The organism is Micromonospora sp. NPDC048843 (assembly GCF_040649965.1).
GTDB lineage: Bacteria > Actinomycetota > Actinomycetes > Mycobacteriales > Micromonosporaceae > Micromonospora > Micromonospora hortensis.
This window is the reverse complement of sequence record NZ_JBEZGJ010000066.1, coordinates 13,522-35,894: the sequence shown is the minus strand read 5'-3', so window position 1 is coordinate 35,894 and position 22,373 is coordinate 13,522. Positions and strand designations below refer to the sequence as shown.

General features: G+C 71.5%; 23 protein-coding genes and 1 pseudogene. 4 read left to right on the top strand and 20 right to left on the bottom strand.

Annotation, left to right across the window (positions count from 1 at the left end; translation table 11 throughout):
- From AB0C20_RS17245 to AB0C20_RS17200, 10 genes and pseudogenes are all read right to left on the bottom strand, one after another.
- Window positions 1–579, bottom strand: a pseudogene (locus AB0C20_RS17245) (GGDEF-domain containing protein); the annotation flags it as partial.
- A 331-nt stretch (window positions 580–910) separates the two neighbouring features.
- The gene (locus tag AB0C20_RS17240) at window positions 911–1,144 is read right to left on the bottom strand and encodes a zinc-ribbon domain-containing protein (protein ID WP_274525086.1); all 234 of its coding nucleotides are present in this window, start codon (window positions 1,142–1,144) and stop codon (window positions 911–913) included.
- Window positions 1,145–1,201: 57 nt separating this feature from the next.
- A complete protein-coding gene (locus tag AB0C20_RS17235) occupies window positions 1,202–1,483 on the bottom strand; it encodes a hypothetical protein (protein ID WP_357184193.1) in 282 nt (93 codons plus the stop codon).
- Window positions 1,484–1,504: 21 nt separating this feature from the next.
- On the bottom strand, window positions 1,505–2,602 hold the full coding sequence (locus tag AB0C20_RS17230) for a hypothetical protein (RefSeq protein ID WP_357184190.1): 1,098 nt from the start codon (window positions 2,600–2,602) through the stop codon (window positions 1,505–1,507).
- Window positions 2,580–2,921, bottom strand: a complete 342-nt coding sequence (locus AB0C20_RS17225) for a WXG100 family type VII secretion target (RefSeq protein WP_266303596.1) — start codon at window positions 2,919–2,921, stop codon at window positions 2,580–2,582. The genes AB0C20_RS17230 and AB0C20_RS17225 overlap by 23 nt, the downstream gene beginning before the upstream one ends.
- 4 nt (window positions 2,922–2,925) lie before the next feature.
- Complete coding sequence (locus AB0C20_RS17220) at window positions 2,926–3,258, bottom strand: YbaB/EbfC family nucleoid-associated protein (RefSeq protein ID WP_357568333.1); 333 nt, start codon at window positions 3,256–3,258, stop codon at window positions 2,926–2,928.
- A 265-nt stretch (window positions 3,259–3,523) separates the two neighbouring features.
- Window positions 3,524–4,393, bottom strand: a complete 870-nt coding sequence (locus AB0C20_RS17215) for an SRPBCC family protein (RefSeq protein ID WP_357184182.1) — start codon at window positions 4,391–4,393, stop codon at window positions 3,524–3,526.
- Window positions 4,386–4,943, bottom strand: a complete 558-nt coding sequence (locus tag AB0C20_RS17210) for a helix-turn-helix domain-containing protein (protein WP_357184179.1) — start codon at window positions 4,941–4,943, stop codon at window positions 4,386–4,388. Before AB0C20_RS17210 ends, AB0C20_RS17215 begins: the two co-directional genes overlap by 8 nt.
- Before the next feature lie 101 nt (window positions 4,944–5,044).
- Entirely contained in the window at window positions 5,045–6,388 is a 1,344-nt protein-coding gene (locus AB0C20_RS17205; protein WP_357568332.1) for a class I SAM-dependent methyltransferase, read from the bottom strand.
- Complete coding sequence (locus AB0C20_RS17200; protein ID WP_357184174.1) at window positions 6,385–7,782, bottom strand: FAD-binding oxidoreductase; 1,398 nt, start codon at window positions 7,780–7,782, stop codon at window positions 6,385–6,387. Before AB0C20_RS17200 ends, AB0C20_RS17205 begins: the two co-directional genes overlap by 4 nt.
- A 93-nt stretch (window positions 7,783–7,875) precedes the next feature.
- On the opposite strand from AB0C20_RS17200, the gene AB0C20_RS17195 reads away from it, so the two are divergent.
- Window positions 7,876–8,346: a YbaK/EbsC family protein gene (locus AB0C20_RS17195; RefSeq protein ID WP_357184170.1), complete on the top strand. Its 471-nt coding sequence runs from the start codon at window positions 7,876–7,878 to the stop codon at window positions 8,344–8,346.
- Between the two features lie 64 nt (window positions 8,347–8,410).
- Window positions 8,411–9,124 (top strand): RICIN domain-containing protein, encoded by a 714-nt coding sequence (locus AB0C20_RS17190; protein WP_357184167.1) that lies wholly within the window; start codon window positions 8,411–8,413, stop codon window positions 9,122–9,124.
- Between the two features lie 19 nt (window positions 9,125–9,143).
- On the opposite strand, the gene AB0C20_RS17185 is transcribed toward AB0C20_RS17190, so the two are convergent.
- Window positions 9,144–10,448: an MFS transporter gene (locus tag AB0C20_RS17185; RefSeq protein WP_357568331.1), complete on the bottom strand. Its 1,305-nt coding sequence runs from the start codon at window positions 10,446–10,448 to the stop codon at window positions 9,144–9,146.
- A 52-nt stretch (window positions 10,449–10,500) separates the two neighbouring features.
- Here AB0C20_RS17185 and AB0C20_RS17180 point away from each other — a divergent pair, with 52 nt between their 5' ends.
- Window positions 10,501–11,508: a helix-turn-helix domain-containing protein gene (locus AB0C20_RS17180; RefSeq protein WP_357568330.1), complete on the top strand. Its 1,008-nt coding sequence runs from the start codon at window positions 10,501–10,503 to the stop codon at window positions 11,506–11,508.
- Window positions 11,509–11,737: 229 nt separating this feature from the next.
- Here the strand turns inward: AB0C20_RS17180 and AB0C20_RS17175 are convergent, their stop codons facing one another.
- The 8 genes from AB0C20_RS17175 to AB0C20_RS17140 all read right to left on the bottom strand — a co-directional run bounded on the left by AB0C20_RS17175 (window position 11,738) and on the right by AB0C20_RS17140 (window position 20,285).
- On the bottom strand, window positions 11,738–12,202 hold the full coding sequence (locus AB0C20_RS17175; RefSeq protein WP_357184157.1) for a hypothetical protein: 465 nt from the start codon (window positions 12,200–12,202) through the stop codon (window positions 11,738–11,740).
- A gap of 28 nt (window positions 12,203–12,230) precedes the next feature.
- Window positions 12,231–14,183 (bottom strand): VWA domain-containing protein, encoded by a 1,953-nt coding sequence (locus AB0C20_RS17170; protein WP_238683502.1) that lies wholly within the window; start codon window positions 14,181–14,183, stop codon window positions 12,231–12,233.
- Window positions 14,184–14,185: 2 nt separating this feature from the next.
- Window positions 14,186–15,646, bottom strand: coding sequence for a sigma 54-interacting transcriptional regulator (locus AB0C20_RS17165; RefSeq protein ID WP_357184154.1), 1,461 nt, complete (start codon window positions 15,644–15,646; stop codon window positions 14,186–14,188).
- Between the two features lie 55 nt (window positions 15,647–15,701).
- Window positions 15,702–16,778, bottom strand: a complete 1,077-nt coding sequence (locus AB0C20_RS17160) for a hypothetical protein (protein WP_357568329.1) — start codon at window positions 16,776–16,778, stop codon at window positions 15,702–15,704.
- Between the two features lie 76 nt (window positions 16,779–16,854).
- Window positions 16,855–17,505 (bottom strand): response regulator transcription factor, encoded by a 651-nt coding sequence (locus tag AB0C20_RS17155; protein WP_238683505.1) that lies wholly within the window; start codon window positions 17,503–17,505, stop codon window positions 16,855–16,857.
- Window positions 17,502–18,746, bottom strand: a complete 1,245-nt coding sequence (locus AB0C20_RS17150) for a histidine kinase (protein WP_357184146.1) — start codon at window positions 18,744–18,746, stop codon at window positions 17,502–17,504. The genes AB0C20_RS17155 and AB0C20_RS17150 overlap by 4 nt, the downstream gene beginning before the upstream one ends.
- Window positions 18,747–18,801: 55 nt before the next feature.
- Window positions 18,802–19,308 (bottom strand): hemerythrin domain-containing protein, encoded by a 507-nt coding sequence (locus AB0C20_RS17145; protein ID WP_124854064.1) that lies wholly within the window; start codon window positions 19,306–19,308, stop codon window positions 18,802–18,804.
- Window positions 19,305–20,285, bottom strand: coding sequence for an aldo/keto reductase (locus AB0C20_RS17140; protein WP_357184142.1), 981 nt, complete (start codon window positions 20,283–20,285; stop codon window positions 19,305–19,307). Before AB0C20_RS17140 ends, AB0C20_RS17145 begins: the two co-directional genes overlap by 4 nt.
- A 70-nt stretch (window positions 20,286–20,355) precedes the next feature.
- Between AB0C20_RS17140 and mgrA the strand changes: the two genes are divergently transcribed.
- The gene (gene mgrA / locus AB0C20_RS17135) at window positions 20,356–21,351 is read left to right on the top strand and encodes an L-glyceraldehyde 3-phosphate reductase (protein WP_357184139.1); all 996 of its coding nucleotides are present in this window, start codon (window positions 20,356–20,358) and stop codon (window positions 21,349–21,351) included.
- A gap of 27 nt (window positions 21,352–21,378) precedes the next feature.
- Here mgrA and AB0C20_RS17130 read toward each other — a convergent pair whose 3' ends face one another.
- Entirely contained in the window at window positions 21,379–22,308 is a 930-nt protein-coding gene (locus tag AB0C20_RS17130) for a lytic polysaccharide monooxygenase (RefSeq protein WP_357184136.1), read from the bottom strand.
- Window positions 22,309–22,373: the final 65 nt, after the last annotated feature.

Sequence of the window (22,373 nt, the reverse complement as noted above, 5' to 3'; positions counted from 1 at the left end):
TGGCCCGGAGACCGCGACCAGGATGGTGAGCTGCATCAGGTCGAACATCGGGAAGAGCAGCCCCAGCGTGCGCGCCGGGTCGGCCAGCTCGGCCGCGGCGACCCCCCGGAAGACCAGCACCCAACCGATCGGCACCAGCGCCAGGGCGACGATCACCCCGTCCAGCAACGTACGGGCCCGCCCGACCGCCGTCCTCGGTGCGGACGGCGAGCTGAGCAGCGCGGCCGTGCCGGTGAGGATGCCGGCGGTGAAGACCACCCCGACCACCGGCGTGTGCGGCAGGTCGCCGCCGACGAGCCGCTGCACCGTCCAGATCGCCCGGCCGATCGCGGCCAGCGCCATGGTGAGGGCGAGCAGCGTCCAGAACCGGCGCAGCGGCGCCGGATGGCGACGGGCCACCCCGACGCACGCGAGCGTCGCCCAACCGGCTACCAGCATCGCGCCGATGTCGCTGACCAGCGCGGCGCCGGGCAACGCGGCGAACAGCCAACCCGCCTCCAGCAGGATGACCGCAGCCGCGACGAACGCGCCGGCGGGGTTGAGCGTCCCCGCAGCCTGCTTTCCGTCCTGTCGGGACACGGTCGCTCCGGCTCTTTCGTCGTGCGTGCACCCTCGGCGGCGCCGGTCCACGGCAAACCCCGAAAGCCTAACCAGCGCCCAGAAACGCCGCCAGAGCCGAACGTGCACCCCGGGCCTCTGTCGCGCTGAGCATCCTCACGCCTCTGGTCAGCGGCCCGCGGATCGGTTCCACGGTGAACGGGGCAGTGCGGTGCCGGCCAACGGACGGCGTGCGCGGCGGCGTCTGCGCCGGCCAGGGGTGCAGGGCGGGCGGGCAACGGTGTGCACGGCCACGTCGGCCGAGGGCGTCGGTCGGCCGATCAGCCAGCAGAGGAAGCGTTCCATCGTCGGATCAGCCGACCGGGAGGCGCTCGACGTCGGACTTGGCGATCTCGTACTCCGCCCCGCAGAACGTGCACTGCTGCGCGTACCGGGTGCGGATCGGAATGAGGGGGATGAAGAAGAGCGTGAATTTCGTCGAGCGGCGGGTGATCACCTGCGCGGCCTGGTTGCCGCAGTGGCGGCAGACCTGCTGCACGACACCGGACCGGTCGACCTTGGTACGCAGACCAAAGATGAAGAACATCGCCAGCCAGTACCCACTCGACAGCGAAAAGTCACCACATCCCGCGATCGGATCAGATCATTGCCAGGGCCGGCGCTGGTCCAGTTCGCCCGCCAGCCGGCGGAGGAAATCGCGGAACCCCTGCTCGCTGTGCGACGTCTCGATCTCGTCGATGAGCGGGCCGTCGTACTGCTGCGCCTGGACGATCGCGTCCGCATAAACAGCCGGGCCGTCCCCGAAGTAGCGTCGCTCGACCATCGCCTCAGCCATCTGGCTGGCGGAATCGTCGTCGAGCTGAGGGGTGAACATCAACCCGTACAGGATCTGGTTGATGACGCCCTTCCAGTTGCGGCTGTCCATTCCATGCACCTTTCCGACGGGTCAGTTCAACCGGGTACGGCCGTCGAAGCCGAAGAGCGGGATGTCCTTGACGCCGTTGCGGCTCAGCTCGTCGGTGACCTGCCGCATGTGCTCGGGGCCGGGTTGATAGTGCCCGCTGGCGGAAGTCACGTACTGGACCCTACCGTCGACGACCGCGATCTCACCGGCCGCCGCGACCGGCTGACCGTTGCCCAGGGTGGAGTGGTGGAAGTCGCCAACCTGTTGGTAGTTCGAGGCGTACATGTTGCCTCGCTCATCCATCACGAAGATGGCCCGGCCGCCGTCCCTCGTCCAGTGGGTGGACGCGGCGCGGGTGTCGAAGGGCTGGCCGTTGCTTGCCTGGCGCAGGATGCCGTCCGAGTCGACGTACACGCGGTGCGCCTCCCGTTCCGCCTCGCTGAGCCGACGCACCGAGCTGGGCCGAAAGGGATTTCCCGGATGGTCACCGGCGGTCTCGTACCGGTACTTGTCCAGCATCGGCCGGCCCTGGTAACGGACCTCCCGCAGCGGTCCGGGCACGCCGGGCCGCCCCGGGGGCCGATCCGGGCCCTTGCGGTTGAACCTGCGCAGCAACGTCTTGGCGCGGCGAAGCAGTCGCGGAATGATGTCGTTGACGACCCGTTGCACGATTTCCTTGATGATCCGGCGGATCGCGACCCGGGCCACGCCGATCGCGATCGGGATCTGTGCCAGCGAGCCACCGAGGGTGGGGGCCGCTGCCGCCAGCGCCATGGCAACCTGGATCACCAGGATCGTGAGCTGGACGATCGTGAGGACCTTCTGGGTCAACGTGATCACGGCCATCACGAGCAGCGCGGCGGCGATGAGTTCTGCGGCCTCGGCGCCGTCCTCGATACGGCTGGTCGGGCCCTCCTCGCCGCGCCACATCGCCTCGAAGGCGGTGACGTCCCGCCCCCGGTTGGTAGCGCTCACGACACTCGCGCCGGCGTTCGCCTCGTTGGCCGCCGTGCGCAGCGTGCCGGCGAAGGACATCCACGCCTGGGCGGCCTCGTACAGCAGCTCCTCGTCGGCCTCTGGCCAGGTGAAGCCCACCCAGTTGAGGGCCTCGGCGAGCTCAGCTGGCAGTTGTAGGCCCACCGGGCAGTCCCAGTCTCGTGAAGAGGGCCGCGCTGTCGAGGTCGCTGCGCTCGTGGGCGTCGGCGGCGGCGTCAAGCCTGTCGGCCACGCTCAGGAGTTGGTCGGCCATCGAGGCGTAGACGTCGAGAGCGTGTTGGAGCACCTCGGTGTAGGCCGCTCCGAAGACTGTCCCGGCCTCGTCGCCACCCCAGGGACTGGCCGAACCGGTGACGGTGCCCTGCAACCGCTGCACCTCCGCGCCGAGCCGCTCACCGCTGGCCTCGATGGTCCGCGCCGCCGAGTGCAGCGCGGTGACGTCGACCTCTATCGCGTCGGTCATCCGGTCACCGCTTGTCGAATCGGCGGGTCAACGCGTCCAGGTCGCCGATCATCCCGTCCAGCCCACGCCAAGCCTCTGCCGCGACCGCCTCCAACTGCCGGCGCGTCGCCGCCTGGTCGACGTCGCCGCCGAGCAGCTCCTGGCGCTGTCGCAGCTCGTCATCCTGGGCGGCGCGCACTGCCTCGATCACGTGGCCGGCGATGGCACCGGTGCCGCGCCGCAGCAGGCGGGGGTCGATCTCCAGGGACTCCAGCCGGCCATAGCCAGCCACCACGGCCTCGACCAGCCCGTCGGCGGCGGTGCCGCGCCCGCGCAGCTCGCCCTCGCCGGTTGGCACAGCGGGTGATGACGTCGACTCCGTCAGTGTTGACGGACCGGCGGCCTGGCCCAACAGACGCATTGCCGCTTCCAGCGAACGCCCGACGGCTGTGTGATCTGCACGCTCTGGATCTGCCACCCGCACCGCCCCGGCCGCCGACTCGACACTGATTCGGCCGACCTTACCGATCAGCCGGCCGTTTGACGGACCCGTTTCCCGGTCCCTCCACCTTGGTCACCGATGGCGTGGTGTCCAAGGTGGAGGCCGGTCGGGAATGTCGAGATCAGTTGGCCGGCGCGGGCTCCAGGCCGGGGATCTCCTCGGAGATCCAGATCGGCTGCCAGTTCGACACCTCGTGGAAGCGGCGCAGCTCGAACAGCCCGGCAACCGACCCGCTCCAGGCCCCGTACGGCGGGTTGGCCTCGTCGAAGCCGCTCTGCACGAAGGTCAGCGTGGTGCGTCCACCGGACTCGGCCAGCTCCCAGCTCGTCACGCCGGTCGGCCCCCAGTCGACGGACATCCGGTGGCCGGGCTCCAGGTCGACGACCTTGGCCGCGTAACCGGTCTCGAAGCCGCCCATGGCGTACCGGCCGCCGACCCAGGGCTCGATGCCGATCGGGTAGCCGAACCAGGCGCTGGCCTGCTCGGAGTCGGTCAGCGACTCCCACACCTTGTCGGCGGGGGCGGCGATGACCAGCTCACCGCGCAGGTCGGCGGAGGTGAAGTCGGTGCGGGGCAGCAGTGGCTTGCCCTCCACCTGGGCGGCCAGGTTGGCGATGGACAGCGCCCAGAACGTCTGGAGCACGCCCCGGATGGTGGAGCCGCTCATCGCCTCGGCGAAGTCGAAGTGGCTCTGGATCAGCGTCAGCACTGTGCTGTCGGTGCCCTCGGCTGTCAACTGGAACTCGGTGGTGGTCTCCACCCCGTCGAGCAGCCAGCCGAAGCGCAGCGTGTCGTCGTCGGCGTGCAGCAGCCGCTGATGCGGGGCGTCGCCCTCGGGCGTGTAGCGACCCCAGAACTCGTACCGCTGGGGCAGCTCGACCTCGGCGTGCTCGGCCAGCCAGACACGCAGCTCGGCCGGGTCGGTCAGGGCCTGGCGGACGCGCCCGACGGGCGCGGAGAGACGGGCCTTGACCTTCATCGGCTCACTCATTGTCGTTCCCTTTCGGATAGCAGGCGACGGCCAGCTTGAAGGAATCTCCTTCGCTGCCGCCGTAGCGGGTGAACAGGTCCTGAAGTGCGGTTTGCAGGTCGTGCAGGAACTGCTGGCGCTGCTCGGCCGGCACCCGGATCTCGCCGGAGACCCCGATCGAGGGCAGCTCGGGCGCCGCCCGGTCCAGGCCGGCGATGTCGGCCTGGACCTCCTCCATCAGGTCGAGCAGGTAGCCCAGGCTCAGTTCGTCGCGGGCCCGGCGTAGGCCGATCCGGCCGACGAGCCGCGGGGAGAGCCAGTAGGAGCGGGCGGCGGCCTGGTAGATGCCTTCGGTGATGCCGCGGACCTTGCGTTCGTTTACCAGCTCGACGAGGCCAGCCGCGACGAGTTGCTTGACGTGGTAGTAGACGCGCTGTGGCGTCTGGTCGAGTCGGGCCGCGACCTCGGTGCAGGTGCGTGGCTCGGCAAGTTGCCGCAGCACCTCGACGCGCTGCGGCTTGAGCAGGACTTCGGCCTGCTCGATCTGCTCCAGGTACAGGACATCTCTCATGGCAAAATCAGTTTGTACGTACAAAACTTCTTTGTCAATCGCTTCGCGAGAAGCCGCGCCGACTTTTTCCGACGCGGCTTCAGGCGGCGGTCAGCAGGTGATCAGGGCAACCAGTCCGGTCGCAGCGGGTAGCCGTTCACGCCGTTCGGGCCGTTGTGGGTGGCCAACACCTGGTGCAGCTGGATGCCGTTGCGTTCGAACGCCATCCGCGACCCGGCCATGTAGAGCCCCCACACCCGGGCGGTGCCCGCGCCCACCTCCGAGACGCAGAAGTCCCAGTGCTCGACCAGGTTGCGACACCAGGCGGCCAACGTCAGCGCGTAGTGCTGGCGCAGGTTCTCCTCGTGGTGCACCTCGAACCCGGCGTCGTGCACCTCGCTGATCAACCGGCCCGGACCGGCCAGCTCACCGTCCGGGAAGACGTACCTGTCGATGAAGGCGCCCGAGCGGTGCGGCGCCCGGTTGTCAGCGCGGGTGATGCAGTGGTTGAGCAGTCGCCCGCCCTGCCGCAGCCGACTGCGCAGCGACCCGAAGTAGGCCGGGTAGTTGCGCACCCCGATGTGCTCGGTCAACCCGATCGAGGAGATGGCGTCGAACTGCTCGGCCGGCGCGTCCCGGTAGTCGAGGTATCGCACCTCCGCCAGCTCGGTCAGCCCCTCCCGCTCGATAGCTGCCTGCGCCCACTGCGCCTGCGCCTTCGACAGGGTCACACCGAGAGCCTTGACGCCGTACTCGCGGGCGGCGTGGCGCACCATGCCACCCCAGCCGCACCCGACATCCAGCAGCCGCATCCCCTTCTTCAGGGCCAGCTTGCCGGCGACCAGGTCGTACTTCGCCGCCTGGGCCTGCTCCAGCGTGTCGTCCGGAGACCGGAAAACCGCGCAGGTGTACGTCATCGACGGGCCGAGCACCTTCTCGTAGAAGGCATTGGAGACGTCGTAGTGGTGCGAGATGGCAGTGCTGTCACGCACCCGCGAGTGCCGCAGCCCGTTCATCACCCGCTTCCACCGGGGCTGCGCCTCCTGCGGCGGTGCCGGCGGCGGCATCAGCCGCTCCCAGCCCAGCCCACGGACCAGCGCCAGCCCCTCGGCCAGCGACGGTGGGCGTAACCGCAGCTCGTCCTTGAGCACCCGCAACGCCTCGTACGGGTCGCCCGGGTGCACGCCCTGCAACGCCAGGTCACCACTGACGTACGCCCGGGCCATGCCCAGGTCGCCGGGTGCGGTGAGCAGGTACGACAGCCCGCGCTCGGAATGGATCGCCAGGGTGATGCCGGCGTCGGACGGGCCGACGGCGCTGCCGTCGTACCCGGTGATCCGCACCGGCAACGGCCCCGTGGTGACCGCGCGGATGACATCCGCGACGGTCGGACCCGTGTGCCGGCCCCCCGCCGGCGGGGTGGCGGGGACGCTCGCCGCCCCCTGATCTCTGTCGGTCAGGCTCATGCTCGTGCTACCGCCTTTTCGTACAGTCCCGTCAGCCGGTGGTCCGGGTCGTAGCGGTCTTTCACCGCGCGCCACGTGTCGCCGCCGTAGAGGCGATCGAAGGCGTCCCGGTCGTAGTACGCGTCGGAGTAGAGCGACTTGTGCCCGCCCGACTCCGACACCCTGCGTTCGATCGTGCGGTTGACGTCGCCGTCGGCGGCGCCCGGCGCGATCGGCACGCTCCCCCAGAACCCGATGTTGACGTAGTCCTGCCCGGGCCGCAGCGGATACAGCGGCCAGGACCGCGCCGAACCGGGCCCCGCCGGCTCACGCAGTCGCAACGGACACAGCCACACCGGGTTCATTCCCACAGCGCCGGCGAACCAGCGCAGGAAGTCGGCAGTACGGTCCAGCGGAATCTCCACGTCCTGCACGACCCGCTCCCGGGCCGGTTGCCCGCGCAGCCGGTCGATCCGGGCCGCCACCTGGTGGCGGTGCTCCAACCGGACCAGTCGGTGGTAGAAGTCGCTGCGCCGGTAACGCGCCGGCCAGAGCCTGCGCACGACCGGGTGCTGCGCGCCGAACGCCGACGAGCACCAGAACCAGTCGGTGTCCCAGCGCCACAGGTAGTCGTACGCGGTGAGCACGTCACGGGTGCGCTGGCGCAGCGACCGGTAGTAGATCGCCTGACCGGTGTAGTCGCTGGGCGGGTCGGCCGCGTCGGTGAACGTGGCCAAGACCAGGTACGCCTCGCCGGGGCTGAACATCACCCCGTCCATCGCGTCCACCGGCTCGCCGGCCCAGGACCGGGTGGCGGTCACCTCAGCTATCGCGTCGGTCAGCGCCTCCAGTTGGGTGAACCGGACGTTGCGCAACGCCACGTACCGGCCGACCGGTTGCAGCTCGATGCGCAGTCGGGTGGCGTAGCCGAGGCTGCCCAGCGAGTTGGGGAACGCGGTGAACAGGTCGGCGTGCTCGCCGTCGGGTCGGGCGGTGATGATCTCGCCGGAGCCGGTGAGCACGTCCAACTCCTGGACGGACTCGTGCGGCAGGCCGTTGCGGAACGAGGTCGACTCGATCCCGAGGCCGGTCACCGCGCCGCCCAGCGTGATGGTGCGCAACTGCGGCACCACCAGCGGCATCAGGCCGTGCGGCAGCGTCGCGTCGACCAGGTCCTCGTAGGTGCACATGCCCTGCACGTCGGCCGTACGGCCGGCCGGGTCGACCGACAGCACACCGTTCAGGCCACTCACGTCGAGCCCCGGGGTCCGGGGAGCGGACCGGGGACGGAACAGGTTGGAGGTGCGTTTGGCCAGCCGGACAGGCTCGCCAGTGGGCACCGCGGCGTACGACCGCCGCAGCGTGTCCACCGCTTGATCATGGTCAATCGGTTGATCCACACGCTCAGCGCGCATGTGATCACCTTACGCTCGCCGTTTGGAAACCGTGGGATGTCGGCGGTGGCAGTTTCCCGTCCGGTGGCAGGCCCGACGGATACCGTGGCGGGCATGCCATCGCCAGCGATCATCGCCCTGGACGACGCCAAACTGCCGTATCGGCTGGTCAGCCACGGTGCGGTCGGCAGTCTCGCGGAGGCGGCCGCCGTCCGCGGTGTGGCCGTCCCCGACGTGGTCAAGACGATAGTGGTTCGCCGTGGTGAAGACGATCACCTGTTCGTACTCACCCCCGGCGACCGGGTCATCTCCTGGCCCAAGCTGCGTACCCTGCTCGGGGTGCACCGGCTCTCCATGCCGGACGCGGCGGGCGCTTTGGCCGCCACCGGCTACGAACGCGGCACCATCACGCCGTTCGGCGCGAGCACTGCCTGGCCGGTGGTCGCCGACGAGCGACTGCGCGGGCGGGAGATCACCCTGGGTGCGGGCGAGCGCGGTCTCGCCATCGCGATCGCCGCCGACGCCGCGATCGCCGCCCTCGACGCCACGGTGGCCGACGTCACCGACCCGCAGCCCACCCGCTGAGCCTCGCCGACCCCCGCACCGCCGGGCTGGCTCCGGCGCGACGTCGTGGGTGAGGATGGCGCGTATGTCCGCGCCCGAGGAACGTCCCGACCCCGCCGGCACCGTCTACGGCGGTCACCGGGCACCGCGCTCCGGGCCGCTGGCCGATCCGCTGCTGCGGGTCGCGGTGGCGGTCGGGGCCGTCGGCGCACTCCTGGGGGTCGTCTTCGCCACCGGGCTGCTCGACGGTGACGACGAGCCGTCGGTACCGGCGTCGGTCGGTACGCAGTCCAGCGCGGCGCAGCCCAGCGAGCCGGCCGGAGAGCCGAGCCCGACCGCACCGGCAGAGCCGTCACCGACCCCGTCGGCCAGCACGCCGGCCGCCCCGCCCACCGGGCCCCGGGTGCTGCGCGCCGCCTCGGGCCTCTGCCTGGGGCTCAACGGTGACGGCAAGGAGGCCGAGGCCGAATTGGCAGTGTGCACCGGCGCCCCGGAGCAGCAGTGGGTGATCAGCCCGGCCGGCACGGGCGTGCTGACGTTGACCAATGCCGCGTACGGGCAGTGCCTCGACGTCGAGGGTGGCAGTGGGGACGACGGCGCGCGGCTGCTCCAGTTCCCCTGCCACGGTGGGGCCAACCAGCAGTGGCGGTTCGGCGGCACCGGCACCAGCGCGGTGCTGCTGATCGCCGCGCACAGCAACAAGTGCGCGCAGGCCGACGACGACGCCGTCGAGGCCGGCGACGACATCCGGCAGCGACAGTGCGACGGCAGGCCGGCCCAGCAGTGGACGGTGAGCTGACCGGCCGACGCGTCGCGGTTCAGCCCCGGAAGCTCCACGCCCTGGGCGCGGTCGCGGCGACCAGCACGGCCTCCGGCACCGGACGGGCCGGTCGGCGGCGCAGCAGCAACGAGAGCCCGGCGGCACCGATCGACAGTGCGCCCGCCACGTACCAGGCCATCGCGTAGTCGCCAAGCCGATCCCGGACCAGGCCCGCGCCGGTCGCGGCGATCGCCGCGCCGAGCTGGTGCGCGGCGAACACCCAGCCGAACACCACAGCTCCGGCGCCACCGAAGTACTCCCGGCACAGCGCCACCGTCGGCGGCACGGTGGCCACCCAGTCCAGGCCGTAGAAGACGATGAACACCAGCATGCTCGGCTCGGCGGTGCCGGAGAAGAGGCTCGGCAGCACCAGCAGGGACAACCCGCGCAGCGCGTAGTACATGCCGAGCAGCAACCGGCTGTCCACCCGGTCGGTGAGCCAGCCGGAGGCGATAGTGCCGACGATGTCGAAGAGCCCCACCAGGGCGAGCAACCCGGCCGCTGTGGTCTGGGCCATCCCGTGGTCGTGCGCGGCCGGCACGAAGTGCGTACCGACCAGGCCGTTCGTGGTCGCCCCGCAGATCGCGAAGCCTCCGGCCAGCAGCCAGAACGGTCGGGTCCGGGCCGCTGCGGCCAGCGCGCCGAGCGCCCTGGTCGCCGCGCCGCCGGTCGCCGGCGGCGCCGCGACGACCTCGGTCGCCCCGTAGGCGGGCAGGCCGAGATCCGCCGGGTGTTCGCGCAGCAACCACACCACCAGGGGTACGACCGCCAGCGCCGCCGCGGCCACCACGAGTGCGGCGCTACGCCAGCCGTGGTCGCGTACCAGGATGGCGATCAGTGGCAGGAACACCAGTTGCCCGGCCGCCCCGCCGGCGGTCAACACTCCGGTGACCAGGCCCCGTCGGTGCACGAACCAACGGCCGGTGACAGTGGCCACGAACGCCAGCGCCATCGAGCCGGTGCCCAGCCCCACCAGCACACCCCAGCAGAGCAGGAGCTGCCAGCTGGCGGTCATGAAGACCGTCAAACCGCTGCCCGCGGCGACCAGCAGAAGCGCCACCGAGACCACCCGGCGGATGCCGAACCGGTCCATCAGGGCGGCCGCGAACGGCGCGGTGAGCCCGTAGAGCAGCAGGTTGACCGATACGGCCGCGGAGATCGTGGCCAGGGGCCAGCCGAACTCCTCGTGCAGCGGGTGCAGCAGCACCGACGGCGCGGCGCGGAAGCCGGCCGCGCCGACCAGCGCCACGAAGGCGACGGCGGCGACCAGCCAGGCGGGATGCAGACGGCGGTTCTTGGTCACGGAACAAGTCTGAGCCGGGCCACCTACCTCGACGAGTGGCCGGAAAGCCATCATGCGCAATAATCGGGCCATGAGCGCTGGCCCGCACCGGATCGCCGTACTCGCCCTGCACCAGGTGGTTGGCCTGGACCTCGGCACCCCGTCCCAGGTCTTCAGCACGGCCCGGGCCGCCGACGGCACACCCTTCTACGACGTCCGGGTGTGCACTCCGGGCGGACGGCCGGTGCGCAGCACCGCCGGCTTTCAGGTGGTCCCCGACCACGGGCTGGAGCTGCTCGACACAGCGGAAACGGTGATCGTCCCGGGCATCCACGACGGCACCGCGTTGACAGCCGGCACCGTCGAGCCGGAGGTGACCGAGGCGCTGGGCGCGGCCTACGAGAGGGGCGCCCGGATCATGTCGATCTGCACCGGAGCGTTCGTGCTCGCCGCCGCCGGGCTCCTCGACGGGCGGCGGGCGACCACCCACTGGGCGTACGCCGAGCGGTTCCGCCGCCTGCACGACCGGGTGGACCTTGATCCGGGCGTGCTCTTCATCGCCGACGACCGGGTGCTCACCTCGGCCGGAGTCGCCGCCGGCATCGACCTCTGCCTGCACGTCATCCGCCTCGACCACGGCAGCGAGGTGGCCAACCGGGCGGCCCGCCGCTGCGTGATGCCACCGTGGCGCGACGGCGGTCAGGCGCAGTACATCGAGCAGCCGGTGCCGAAGGCGACCGACACCAGCACGGCTGGCGCCCGGGAGTGGGCGCGGCAGCGGCTGCACGAGCCGATCGCGCTGCGCGACCTGGCCGAGCAGGCACGGATGAGCGTGCGCACCTTCACCCGACGCTTCCGGTCGGAGACCGGCCTGAGCCCGGCGCAGTGGCTGCTGCAACAGCGCACCGACCACGCGAGACTGCTGCTGGAGACGACCGACCTCACAGTCGACCAGATCGCCCACCGCTGCGGGTTCGGCACCACCGCCGCCCTACGCCAGCAACTCCACCAACGCATCGGCGTGGCCCCGTCCACCTACCGCCGCACCTTCCACCCCCGCCCAGCCCTAACCCAAACCTGACCCCGCCCCGACCCCGAGCCCGCCCCCGCCCCCGCCCCCGCCCCCGCCCCCGCGATCTTGCATTTACTGTTGTTTACTTGCCCTCTTATGCCACTTTTGTCGGCGGAGGGATTGGGGTGGGGTGGGCGGCACTAGTGCGAGCGTGATGTCTGTGGGTCATCGTGATGACTCACAGACATCACGCTCAATTGGGCAAGACCTGCGACGCCGACCGGCCGATCGGCGTCGCTCAGGACCGGAGCTCGTGCAGTTGGGCCTGGTGCTTGGGCAGGTGCACCCGGGTGTGCAGGTCCAGGGTGCGGGACCAGGGCAGTGGCTCGTCGACGACGAGGTCGAAGCCCTCGCGCAGGTGCGTCTCGACCGGGGTCTCCGCTGCCAGGCCGAGCTGGTCGACCAGCCCGCACAGCCTGTCGCTGGTGCCGTGCAGCAGCGCGGTCAGGCCACGCAGACCACAGTGCTCGGCGGCGAGCGCGTCGAGCTGCGGGCGGTGCATGTCCTCCGCCAACTCGTAGTAGGCGAACGGCGACCCGGCCAGCAACGCCTCGGTGGCCTGAATCATCAGCTCGTCGTTGGCGACCAGATGCGCGACGATCTGCTCGGCACTGAGCTGCCCCTCCGGAGCCGGACCGAACCCGCCAGCGTCGACCTCAGCGAACAGGGCACCGTAAGCCCGCCGCAATCCCCCGCTCTCCATCCCCCCAGTCAACCCGCCGCGGCGGGAGTTAGCGGCGCGATTGGCGGGAGCGGAGGTAGTCGCTGACCACGTACTCGCCCAGGTCGTCGGTGTCCGGGGTGAACATGCGGCCCCGGCTGCGACGGGCCACCGCGTCGACGAAGCGCCGCAAACCCGGGTCGTCGCCGAGCATGAACAGGTTGAGCGTGGCGCCGTAGCGGCTCAACCGGTCCACCTCGCGGACCGTCGCCTCGATCGTCTCCGGCAGCGGCGGCCAGTGGAACAGCGCCTCCCCGTCGTCCGGGTCCAGGTGCGCGGTCGGCTCGCCGTCGGTGACCACCAGCACGATCGGCTCGGCGTCCGGATGCCGGCGCAGGTGCCGGCCCGCCAACCGCAGCGCGTGCTGGAGGTTGGTGCCCTGCTCCATGTCCGGCTCCACTGCCGCCAACTCCTGCTGGGTGAGCGTCATCGCCTCCCGGCCGAAGCCCACGATCTGCAGGGCGTCCTGCGGGAAACGTGTCTCCATCAGGTGTGCCAGCGCCAGCGCCGTCTGCTTCATCGGCCCCCAACGACCCTGAGAGATCATCGAGTACGACAGGTCGACGCAGAGCACCACAGCGGCCGAAGCACGCCTCTCGGTCTCCACCACCTCGAAGTCGTCCACAGAGAGCTGCACCGGGACCGTCGGCCCGGCGCGACTGACCGCCCGAGTCAACGTCCGGACCACGTCCAACGGTTGCTCATCGCCGTACTGCCAGGGCCTGGACGCGCCGCTGACCTCGCCCGCCGCACCGGCCGAGCGCAGGTCGTGCTGGCCGCGCGGTCCGGCGGTCAGCTCCGCGAAGACCTGCCGCAGCGCGGTCCCGCCGAGCCGGCGCAGCGCCTTCGGGCTCAGTGTGAGCCCCTCCGCGTCCCGGCTCACCCAACCCTGGCGGCGCAGTTCCCGCTCCAGATCGCGCAGCCGGCGAACGTCGTCGGCAGCGTCCCGGCCCAGCGTGCGCGCCACCGCGTCGACGTCCACGTCGTCGAGGGTCGCCCCCGGGTGTTCCTGGTCGAGCTGGTCCAGCAGGTCGTCCAGGTCACCGATCTCACCCAGCGCGCCGGCCGCGTCGGCGTAATCCAACGGCTGGTCGCCGCGGACCCGCTCACCCCGACCCCAGCGCAGATCGGGTCGCAGCGCCCGCAGGTTCGCGTCGAGCGCTGACAACTCCCCCGCGAGGCGGTCGCCGAGCGACTGCTGCATGAGGCCGGCCAGCTCGGCGCGCTGCCGCTCGGAGAGCGAGTTCATCAGCCGCTCACCGGCCGCCGCCCGGCGGGCCAGCACGTCGATCAACTCGTCGACGTTCTCCGGCTTCTCCGGGAAGAAGTCGCCGTGTCGGCGCATGAACTCGGCGAACGCGTCGGTGGTGTCCTCCGCGCGACCGTGCCGGGCGAGCAGGTCGTTCAGGTCGCCCATCATCTCGGCGAGCCGCTGCTGGGCGGCCGGGTCGGCGGAGGCGCGCACCGCGTCGCGCAGCCCGGCGAAGCGCTGGCCGAGCACGTCGTCGCGGAGCTGGTCGAGGATCTGCTGGTACGAGCGGCGCGCGTCGTCGCTGGCCCACTGGTAGCCGGACAGCTCCTCCACCGCCCGCGCGGTCGATCGGGGCAGATTGTCCAGCACCGCCTCGGCGAACCGCGCGGCGTCGTCGTCGCGACCCCGCAGCTCGTCCCGCTCGGCGGCGAGAGCCTGGTCGAGGAGAGCCTGGGCGCGGGTCACCGCCCCGTCCAGATCGCCCCTGCGCAACGCCTCCCGGCGCAGCCGCCGAGCCCGGGCGGCCAGGTCGTCCAGGCCACCCCTACCCTGCGGGCCACGGCGCAGCAGGTCACGCAGCGCCTCCCGCAGGCTGCCGCCGGCCAGCACCTCGGCACCGACCGCGTCCACCGCCTCGCGCACGTCGTACGGGGGTGCGAGCGGGTCGGGCCCGCCGTTCCACTGCCCGTAACGGAACCGGTTGCCGGCCATGGTCAGCCCCGGCCGCCGTAGACGGTGCGCCCCGAGTCGGTGACGTCCTTGCCGAGCCGGCGGGTCAGGTGCAGCCCCTCCAGCACGAACTCGACGGCCGCAGCAGCCTCCTCGGAGGTGGGAGCGTCGCCCAGGTCGAGCCGGTCCAGAACCTTCGCCAACCCGGGTACGGTGCCGACCTGGCGCAGCAGCTCGGCGGCGCTGACCAACTCGCCGGTCTCGATCGCGGCGCCGTCCTCGACCAGTGCGGTGAACCCGGACAGGTCCAGCCCGGCCAGGTGGGCCCGGAACGTCTCGGCGGTCGCGGTACGCAGCAGGTGCGCCAGGATCTCGATCTCCCGGCCCTCCTCGCCGCTCTCGAACTCGACCTTGCCGCGCAGCGTGCTGGTCACCGACACCGCGTCACCGACGCGGGCAACGGCGGCCTCGGGGCGTCCGTCCGGGGTGTCGGAGGCGGCGAGCAGACCGGCACGACGCAGCGCGGCACCGGCGACCGTCTCGGCGGCGGCGATGGCGAATCGAGCGGAGACACCGGAGCGCGGGTCCACCGACGGCGACTCCCGCACGGCGCGGGCGAAACGGGCCAGCACCTCCAGCACGTGCTCCGGCACCTCGGCGACCAGGTCGGCCTCCTGGCGGATCAGCGCCAGCTCCAACTCCAGGTCGACCGGGTAGTGGGTGCGGATCTCCGCGCCGAACCGGTCCTTGAGGGGGGTGATGATCCGGCCCCGGTTGGTGTAGTCCTCCGGGTTGGCGCTGGCCACCAGGAGCAGGTCCAGTGGCAGACGCAGCTGGTAGCCGCGAACCTGGATGTCCCGCTCCTCCAGAACGTTGAGCAGCGCCACTTGGATCCGCTCGGCCAGGTCGGGCAGCTCGTTGACGGCGAAGATGCCCCGGTTGGTGCGCGGCACCAACCCGAAGTGGATGGTCTCCGGGTCGCCGAGGGTGCGGCCCTGGGCGATGCGGATCGGGTCGACGTCACCGATCAGGTCCCCGACGCTGGTGTCCGGGGTGGCCAACTTCTCCCCGTACCGCATCGAGCGGTGCAGCCAGCCGATCGGCAGATCGTCGCCGGCCTCGGCGACCTGGGCGCGGGACGCCGGGGTGAGCGGGTGCAGCGGGTGCTCGTTGAGCACCGAGCCGGGCAGAACAGGGGTCCACTCGTCGAGCAACGCGCCCAGCGAGCGGATCAGCCGGGTCTTGCCCTGGCCGCGCTCGCCGAGCAGCACCATGTCGTGCCCGGCGAGCACTGCCCGCTCGACCTCGGGCAGCACCGTGTCGTCGTAGCCGACGATGCCGGGGAAACGGGTCTCGCCGGAGCGCATCCGGGCGAGGAGGTTGTCGCGGAGTTCCTGCTTGACGGTGCGGTACTGGTGACCGGCCGCCCGTAGCGCGCCGAGCGTGCCGGGCAGGTCGGCCGGTGGAACCGGGATTACCGAGGTAGGCGCAGTCACCCGACCCACGCTAGCTCACATCCGCAGGGGTGCCCCGGGCATCAGGGAGCACCCCCACTCCCGCTCAACCCCGGTCGCAACGCCGGCAGGTCCCGCGGCGGCGCAGGTGGTACGCGTAGGTGGCCGCGCCGAGCGCAACGCCCCACACCGGCCAGAGCAGCATCGGCGCCCCGGTAATGCTGAGTCCGCCGGTGAGTTCCCAGAACTTCGGGTTGCTGAGCAGCCCCAGCGAGGCCGCGGTAACGGAGATAGCGACCACTGTGGCGGGCACCACAGCCAGCTTCACCGGCACCCGCCGGCCCGCGAGCCCGAGCATCCAGCGTGGGAACCGCTCGCCCCAGCGCTGCACCAGGCCGAGGGTGAGGATCGCGCCGACGGTGGCGAACGCGGCCAACCCGAACCCGGCCCAGACCAGCCCGGTGTCCTGCATCTCGGTCAGGAACTCGCGGGAGATGCCGAGCGGGATACCGGCCGCCCAGGCGAACCGGGTCAGCGCGTACGTGAACGGGATGACGGCGGCGATGCCGGCGGCCCACCGGCCCCAGCGGATGGCGGCGGTCGGGGTGGTCCACCCTCGGTCGGTGTGGTTGCGGCCGCAGCCCACGCAAGCCGCGGCGGTACGGCGCTGCCAGGCGAGCACCGCACCGGCCAGCAGCAGCCCGCCGGCCAGCGCCGCGAACCGGCCGAACAGCGCCCAGTTGAAGATGTCGGCGTAGTCGACCGGCGGCCACCCGAACGGCGCACCGACGATCAGTATCGGCAGGTAGCCGAGGACGACCAGCACCCGGACGTCCGGCACGACCAGGACGAGCACGAACGCGACCGCCCAGCCGTAGCCGGCGAGCAGCGCCCGCAGCGGGCCGGGTGGGCGCGCCGCCGGGCGGCTCATGGCCAGGGCAGCCACGGCTGCGGTGAGCAGTACGCCGGCGAAGAGCGGGGTGGCCACCTCCACCGGCACGAGGCGCAGCAGGCTGACGTCGCCGCCGTGAGGGTCGTTCGGACCGAACGGGTAGCCGGCGCCGCTGAGCGTGCCGACCAGGGCGAGGACGCCCCACAGGCCGAGCCAACCGGCGGCCAGTGGGGCGAGCCGGTCCGGCCAGCGGGAGTCGGTACGAGATGGGGAAGCAGTGATCGTTGTCATGCTCTCAGCCTCGACGGACAGCCGCCGGATTCCCTCCCGGCAAGCGGTGAACCCGCTCCCCCGGTGGAGGGACAGATCAGCCGGACGGGGTGACGAAGCCGGACTCGTAGGCGGCGATGACTGCCTGCGTACGGTCGCGGACGCCCAGCTTGGCCAGCACGTTGCCGACGTGCGTCTTGACCGTCTCCACCCCCACCACCAGGTGCGCGGCGATCTCCGGGTTGGACCGGCCGGTGGTCATCAACCGCAGCACCTCGGCCTCGCGTTCGGTGAGCCGGGCGGCGGTCAACCGGTCGCCGCCCGCCGGCCCGTACGCCCCGACGAGTTGGCGGATCGCGGCCGGGAAGAGCAGTGACTCGCCGGCAGCGACGACCCGGACCGCCTCCACCACCTCGGCGGGCCGGGCCCGTTTGAGCAGGAAACCCGAGGCGCCGGCGCGTAGCGCCTCGTAGACGTACTCGTCGTTGGCGAAGGTGGTGACCACAAGCACCCGGGGTGGGTCGGCGGAGGTGGCCAGCAGGTGCCGGGTGGCCTGGATGCCGTCGATGCCGGGCATCCGCACGTCCATCAGCACCACGTCGGGCCGGTGCCGGGCGACCAGCGGCGGCACCTCGGCGCCGTCGGCGGCCTCGGCGAGCACGTGCAGGTCGGGTTGGGCGTCGATGATGGCCCGCAGCCCTACCCGGATCAGCTCGTCGTCGTCGACGATCAGCACTCCGGTGGTCATGTCGTCTCCTCGTACGGCAGGCGGGCCCGGATCAGCCACCGGTCGCCGTCCGGGCCCACAGTGAGCCGGCCGCCGAGCAGCAGCACCCGCTCCCGCATACCGTCCAGGCCTCGACCGCCCCGCCCCCGCTGGGCTCGGTCGGGGTGGCGCACCGCGTTGACCAGCTCCAACTCCAGCGCGTCGCTGTGCAGGTCCAGGCGTACCGTCACCGGCCCGTGGCCGTGCCGGGCCGCGTTCGTCAGTCCTTCCTGGACGATCCGGTAGCCCTCCCGGGAGACCACAGCGGGCACCCGGGCCGGGTCGCCGGCGCGTTGCGCGTGCACGGCAAGGCCGGCCGCGCGGGCGTCGGTGACCAACCGGTCCAGGTCGGCGAGGGTACGCTGCGGCGCCACCACGGGCCTGTCGCGTCCGTTCTCCCGGAGCAGCCCGAGTACGTGGTCGAGGTCGTCCATCGCGGTCCGTCCGACGTCCTCGATGGCGGTGAGCGCCCGCCGGACGAACTCGGGGTCGGTGTCGAGGACCTCGCGGGCGGCTCCGGCCTGGAGGGTGGCCACTGTCAGCGCGTGACCGACCGAGTCGTGCAGCTCCCGGGCCAGCCGGTTGCGTTCGGCGAGCCGGGCGGCCCGTGCTTCGAGGGCGGCGATCCGTTCCGCCTGAGCCGGGCCGAGCAGCACCGGTGCCATGGATCCGGCGAGCGCGCCGAGCCCGGCGACGGCGTAGCCGAGGCCGACCAGCAGGAGCACCCCGGTCACTGTCAGCCAGCCGCTGTCCTGCCCGTCCAGTGGCCCGAACTGTTCCCTGCTGGTCAGCTCGGTGCCGATGCCGAACTGTTGGGCGATGAACGCCAGCGCCATCGGCAGGGCGCTGAACAGCGCGATCATCACCACGGCGCCGACGATGAGGTGGGTGGCGATCCAGAGCGCGCTGCGCAGTCGGGTCTCCCGGTCGCCGTGGTGTCCGGGCGCGGGTTCGGGCAGGTCGACGCCGAGCAGGGCCCGCACGGCGGCGATCTCCAAGGCCCGGCTGCCGTCCACAAGCAACGGGACGACGGCGATCAGTACGGCGATGACCAGCAGGACGTAGACCAGTGGGCGCGGGATCTCCGAGTCGGCGAGCAGTTGGGCGAAGGTCACCGCGAGCAGCCCGTACGGCAGGGCCAGCACGCCGCCGAGCAGCAGGAACACGCCGCGTCGCCAGGTGGTGCCGGCGACCAGCGGGGCCAGCGCCGCTCGGAGGGTCACCTCGTCATTCTGCTGCCCGCAGGGGTCCCGCCGACTCCCCCGTGCCGGGGAGATCTCAGCGGTGGTCGGCGACGTACTGCTGCGGGTCCTTGTCGCGGAACGGCAGGTTGCGGCCGTTCTTGTGCTCGCCGTAGAAGGTGAGCCAGCGTTGGCCCAGCTCGGCGCGGAGTTCGGTGCTGGCGTGCCGGCGGAAGTCGGGCAGCGCCTCGTCCTCCTCCTCGGCCAGGTGTTCGCTGTTCTCCCGGCGGGCGGTGCCGACCGCCTCCCACCACTGATCCGAGCCGACCGGGTGCAGCTTCGCCTCGGCGACGGCGTCGCGGATCTTGTTGTGGTCACCGATCGCGTCGGCGGTCTCGTCCTCGCCGTCGTCGCCGTGCTTGACCAGGTGCGGGTAGAGGATCGCCTCCTCCGCCTCGGCGTGGATGTCCAGGTGCAGGGCGAGGGCGTCCCAGATGGCGAGCATCTCCTGCTCGTCGCGGGCGTCGTCGAGGCGGGCGAAGCCACGCCGGAAGGCGGCGTGGTCGTCCAGGATCAGCGCGGTGATGTCGTCCACTGTGCTCACTTTCCGGTTGGTCTGCCGAACCGGGCACGCAGCATCGCCGGCATCGCGGCGAGTCCGGTGATCGGGCGGAAGCGTTTCGCGGCCTCGGCCAGCGCCGTGTACTCGTCGTCGGCGAGGTCGATGTCGGCGGCGGCGGCGTTGCGTTCCATCTGCTCGACCCCGGACGCCCCGGGGATGGCGAGCACGTTCGGGTGGCGCAGCAGGTAGGCCAGCGCGATCTGACTGGGGGTGGCGTCGTGGGCGTCGGCGACCTGGCGCACTGTGTCGATCAGGGCCGCGCCGCGCTCCAGGTTCTCCGGAAGGAAGTACGGGTTGGCGCGCCGGACCGCGCCGGTCGGCGGGTTCTTGGCGTCGTATCGGCCGGAGAGGAAGCCCTGCGCCAGCGGGCTGTACGCGATTACCACCCGACCGGCCTGCCGCGCGTACGGCAGCAGGTCCTGCTCGGGTGCGCGGTCCAGCATGCTGTAGCGGACCTGGTTGCTGAGCACCCGCCGGCCGAGTGCCGCTTCGGCGACCTGCCAGCGGCGCAGCCCGTAGTTGCTCACGCCGACCTCGCCGACCAGCCCGACGTCCTGCAGGGTCCGCATGCCGCGCATCGTGGTGTGGTCGGCGACAAGCGGGTTGGGCTGGTGCACCTGGTAGAGGTCGATGCTGGTGACGCCGAGCCGGGCCGCCGAGGCGACCGCCCGCTGCTGCACCACTGCGGCCACCGGCAGCACCGGCAGGATCTTGCTGGCGATGACGACCTTCGGCCGGTCGTCGCCGAGGGCCGCGCCGAGGATGCGTTCGCTGCGCCCGAAGCCGTAGATCTCCGCGCTGTCGAAGACCGTCACGCCCAGCTCGACGGCCCGCCGGACGATCTGCGCCGCCTGCCGCTCGAAGTCCGGGCCGTACCCCCATTCCCGGGAGCCGAACTGCCACGTGCCCAAGCCGATCTTGGACAGCGGTTTGGGGGTGTCGAGCGCAATGAAACGCATGGCATCGAAACTACCCCGATGTCCCGGTTTCCACGCCCGATCCGCGCCACGCTGGGCCGGAGCTAGGCTCATGATCGTGACTTACCTCGCTGCGGATGACCGCTACGACACCATGACCTACCGGCGCAGCGGACGCAGTGGCCTGCGGCTGCCTGCCGTCTCGCTCGGTCTGTGGCACAACTTCGGTCCGGACCGCCCGTTCGAACGGCAGCGCGACATCGTCCGCCGCGCCTTCGACCTGGGTGTCACCCACTTCGACCTGGCCAACAACTACGGCCCGCCGCCCGGTTCGGCGGAGGAGAACTTCGGCCGGATGCTCGCCACCGACCTGAAGCCGTACCGGGACGAGTTGGTCATCTCCAGCAAGGCCGGGTACCTGATGTGGCCCGGCCCGTACGGCGAGTGGGGCTCGCGCAAGAACCTGATCTCGTCGCTGGACCAGTCGTTGGGCCGGATGGGCTTGGACTACGTCGACATCTTCTACTCGCACCGGTTCGACCCGGACACCCCACTCGAGGAGACGATGGGGGCGCTCGACGCCATCGTCCGCTCCGGCAAGGCGCTCTACGTCGGCATCTCGAACTACAACTCGGAGCAGACCACGCGGGCCGCCGCGATCCTGCGCGAGCTGGGTACACCGCTGCTGATCAACCAGCCGTCGTACTCGATGCTCAACCGCTGGACCGAGTCCGACGACCTGCTCGACACGCTGGAGCAGGTGGGTGCGGGCTGCATCGCGTACAGCCCGTTGGCCCAGGGCCTGCTGACCGACCGTTACCTGGGCGGCATCCCGGCCGACTCGCGGGTTCGCACCAGCGTCTTCCTCAACGAGAGCGACCTCAGCGAGGAGAAGATGGCCACCATCCGTGGTCTCGGCGCGGTCGCCGACCGGCGCGGCCAGTCCCTCGCCCAGCTCGCGTTGGCCTGGGCGCTGCGTGACCCGCGGATGACCAGCCTGATCATCGGGGCGAGCAGCGTCGAGCAGTTGGAGACGAACATCGCCGCGCTGGACAACCTCGACTTCACTGCCGACGAGTTGGCCGAGATCGAGCGCCACCTGGGCTGAACGCCGCCGGGTCCCGGGCGGGTCGGATCACCAGATCCGGCGTCGCCCGGCCCGGTGGTTGCGCACCTCGCATTGCCGGCCCACAGGTGCGGCGGCGCTTCGGCGTCGCCGTCCGGCACCGATCAGCAGCAGCGCCAGGAGCAGCACGGCGGCGGCACCGGCCAGCACCGGCCACCGACCGCCGAGGTTGGTCACCGACGCCACCGGCACGCCCGGGTCGACCGCCGCCGCCACCGCCGTCTCGGTGGCGGCCGGCCCACTCGCCGCGGTACGCGGCGCGCTCGTCGTCGCGGCGACCTTCGCCGGGGTGGCGGTGGCCGTGGCACCGGTGGCCTTGGCGCTGCGGAACACCACGTCCGAGCAGGAGTAGTAGGTGTCCGGCGTGTTGGAGTTCTGCCAGATCGTGTAGATCAGGTGTCGGCCGCTGCGGCCCGCCGGCAACCGGCCCGCCAACTGGTACGCCCCGGCCCGCACCGGCGGGTCGGTCAGCGTCAGAAACGGGCGCGATTCCAGATTCGCCCAGGTCAGCTTCTTGCGGGGGTCGTAGTCGGGCGTGGTGACGTAGAGCCGGAAGGTGCCCCGGTGCTCGATGGTGGTCCGGTACCGGAAGGTGAACGTCGCGCCGGTGGTCAACGTGGTGCTGGGCCAGTCGGTGCGGGGAAGGTCGAGTCCCCGGTACGCGGACAGTCCGCCGCTGCACAGCTCACCATCCGGGATCCGTTCCCGATCTCGCCCGTTGACAGTGGAAACGCGCACGTTGTCCCATTCGCGGACCGCCGCGCCGGCCTTGACCGCCGCCCGGCAGGCGCTGGTGGCCGCGTACCGGCCCTCGGGGCCGCAGGCCGCTGCCCGGCTGATCGGGTCGGTTGGGGCACCGTGGGCGGCTGCGGGTGTGGCGGCCAGGGGCACTGTCGCGGCAGCGACCAGCACCGTGGCGAGGAGCCGGCGTACGGGCATGAGGGTGACCTCCGCCCAGTGGTACGGCTGTGGGATGCCAAAGGTTCGACGCTGACCGGCCGGGA

What these genes read in the sequence shown, in the direction of transcription:
- AB0C20_RS17200 (WP_357184174.1), bottom strand. Translation starts at nt 7,782, where the DNA reads ATGCGCGCTGAGCGTGTGGATCAACCGATTGACCATGATCAAGCGGTG.
- AB0C20_RS17170 (WP_238683502.1), bottom strand. Translation starts at nt 14,183, where the DNA reads ATGGCCGGCAACCGGTTCCGTTACGGGCAGTGGAACGGCGGGCCCGAC.
- AB0C20_RS17215 (WP_357184182.1), bottom strand. Translation starts at nt 4,393, where the DNA reads ATGAGTGAGCCGATGAAGGTCAAGGCCCGTCTCTCCGCGCCCGTCGGG.
- AB0C20_RS17130 (WP_357184136.1), bottom strand. Translation starts at nt 22,308, where the DNA reads ATGCCCGTACGCCGGCTCCTCGCCACGGTGCTGGTCGCTGCCGCGACA.
- AB0C20_RS17175 (WP_357184157.1), bottom strand. Translation starts at nt 12,202, where the DNA reads ATGGAGAGCGGGGGATTGCGGCGGGCTTACGGTGCCCTGTTCGCTGAG.
- AB0C20_RS17240 (WP_274525086.1), bottom strand. Translation starts at nt 1,144, where the DNA reads ATGTTCTTCATCTTTGGTCTGCGTACCAAGGTCGACCGGTCCGGTGTC.
- AB0C20_RS17180 (WP_357568330.1), top strand. Translation starts at nt 10,501, where the DNA reads ATGCGCAATAATCGGGCCATGAGCGCTGGCCCGCACCGGATCGCCGTA.
- mgrA (WP_357184139.1), top strand. Translation starts at nt 20,356, where the DNA reads ATGATCGTGACTTACCTCGCTGCGGATGACCGCTACGACACCATGACC.
- AB0C20_RS17235 (WP_357184193.1), bottom strand. Translation starts at nt 1,483, where the DNA reads ATGGACAGCCGCAACTGGAAGGGCGTCATCAACCAGATCCTGTACGGG.
- AB0C20_RS17195 (WP_357184170.1), top strand. Translation starts at nt 7,876, where the DNA reads ATGCCATCGCCAGCGATCATCGCCCTGGACGACGCCAAACTGCCGTAT.
- AB0C20_RS17140 (WP_357184142.1), bottom strand. Translation starts at nt 20,285, where the DNA reads ATGCGTTTCATTGCGCTCGACACCCCCAAACCGCTGTCCAAGATCGGC.
- AB0C20_RS17155 (WP_238683505.1), bottom strand. Translation starts at nt 17,505, where the DNA reads ATGACCACCGGAGTGCTGATCGTCGACGACGACGAGCTGATCCGGGTA.
- AB0C20_RS17205 (WP_357568332.1), bottom strand. Translation starts at nt 6,388, where the DNA reads ATGAGCCTGACCGACAGAGATCAGGGGGCGGCGAGCGTCCCCGCCACC.
- AB0C20_RS17210 (WP_357184179.1), bottom strand. Translation starts at nt 4,943, where the DNA reads ATGAGAGATGTCCTGTACCTGGAGCAGATCGAGCAGGCCGAAGTCCTG.
- AB0C20_RS17225 (WP_266303596.1), bottom strand. Translation starts at nt 2,921, where the DNA reads ATGACCGACGCGATAGAGGTCGACGTCACCGCGCTGCACTCGGCGGCG.
- AB0C20_RS17160 (WP_357568329.1), bottom strand. Translation starts at nt 16,778, where the DNA reads ATGACAACGATCACTGCTTCCCCATCTCGTACCGACTCCCGCTGGCCG.
- AB0C20_RS17190 (WP_357184167.1), top strand. Translation starts at nt 8,411, where the DNA reads ATGTCCGCGCCCGAGGAACGTCCCGACCCCGCCGGCACCGTCTACGGC.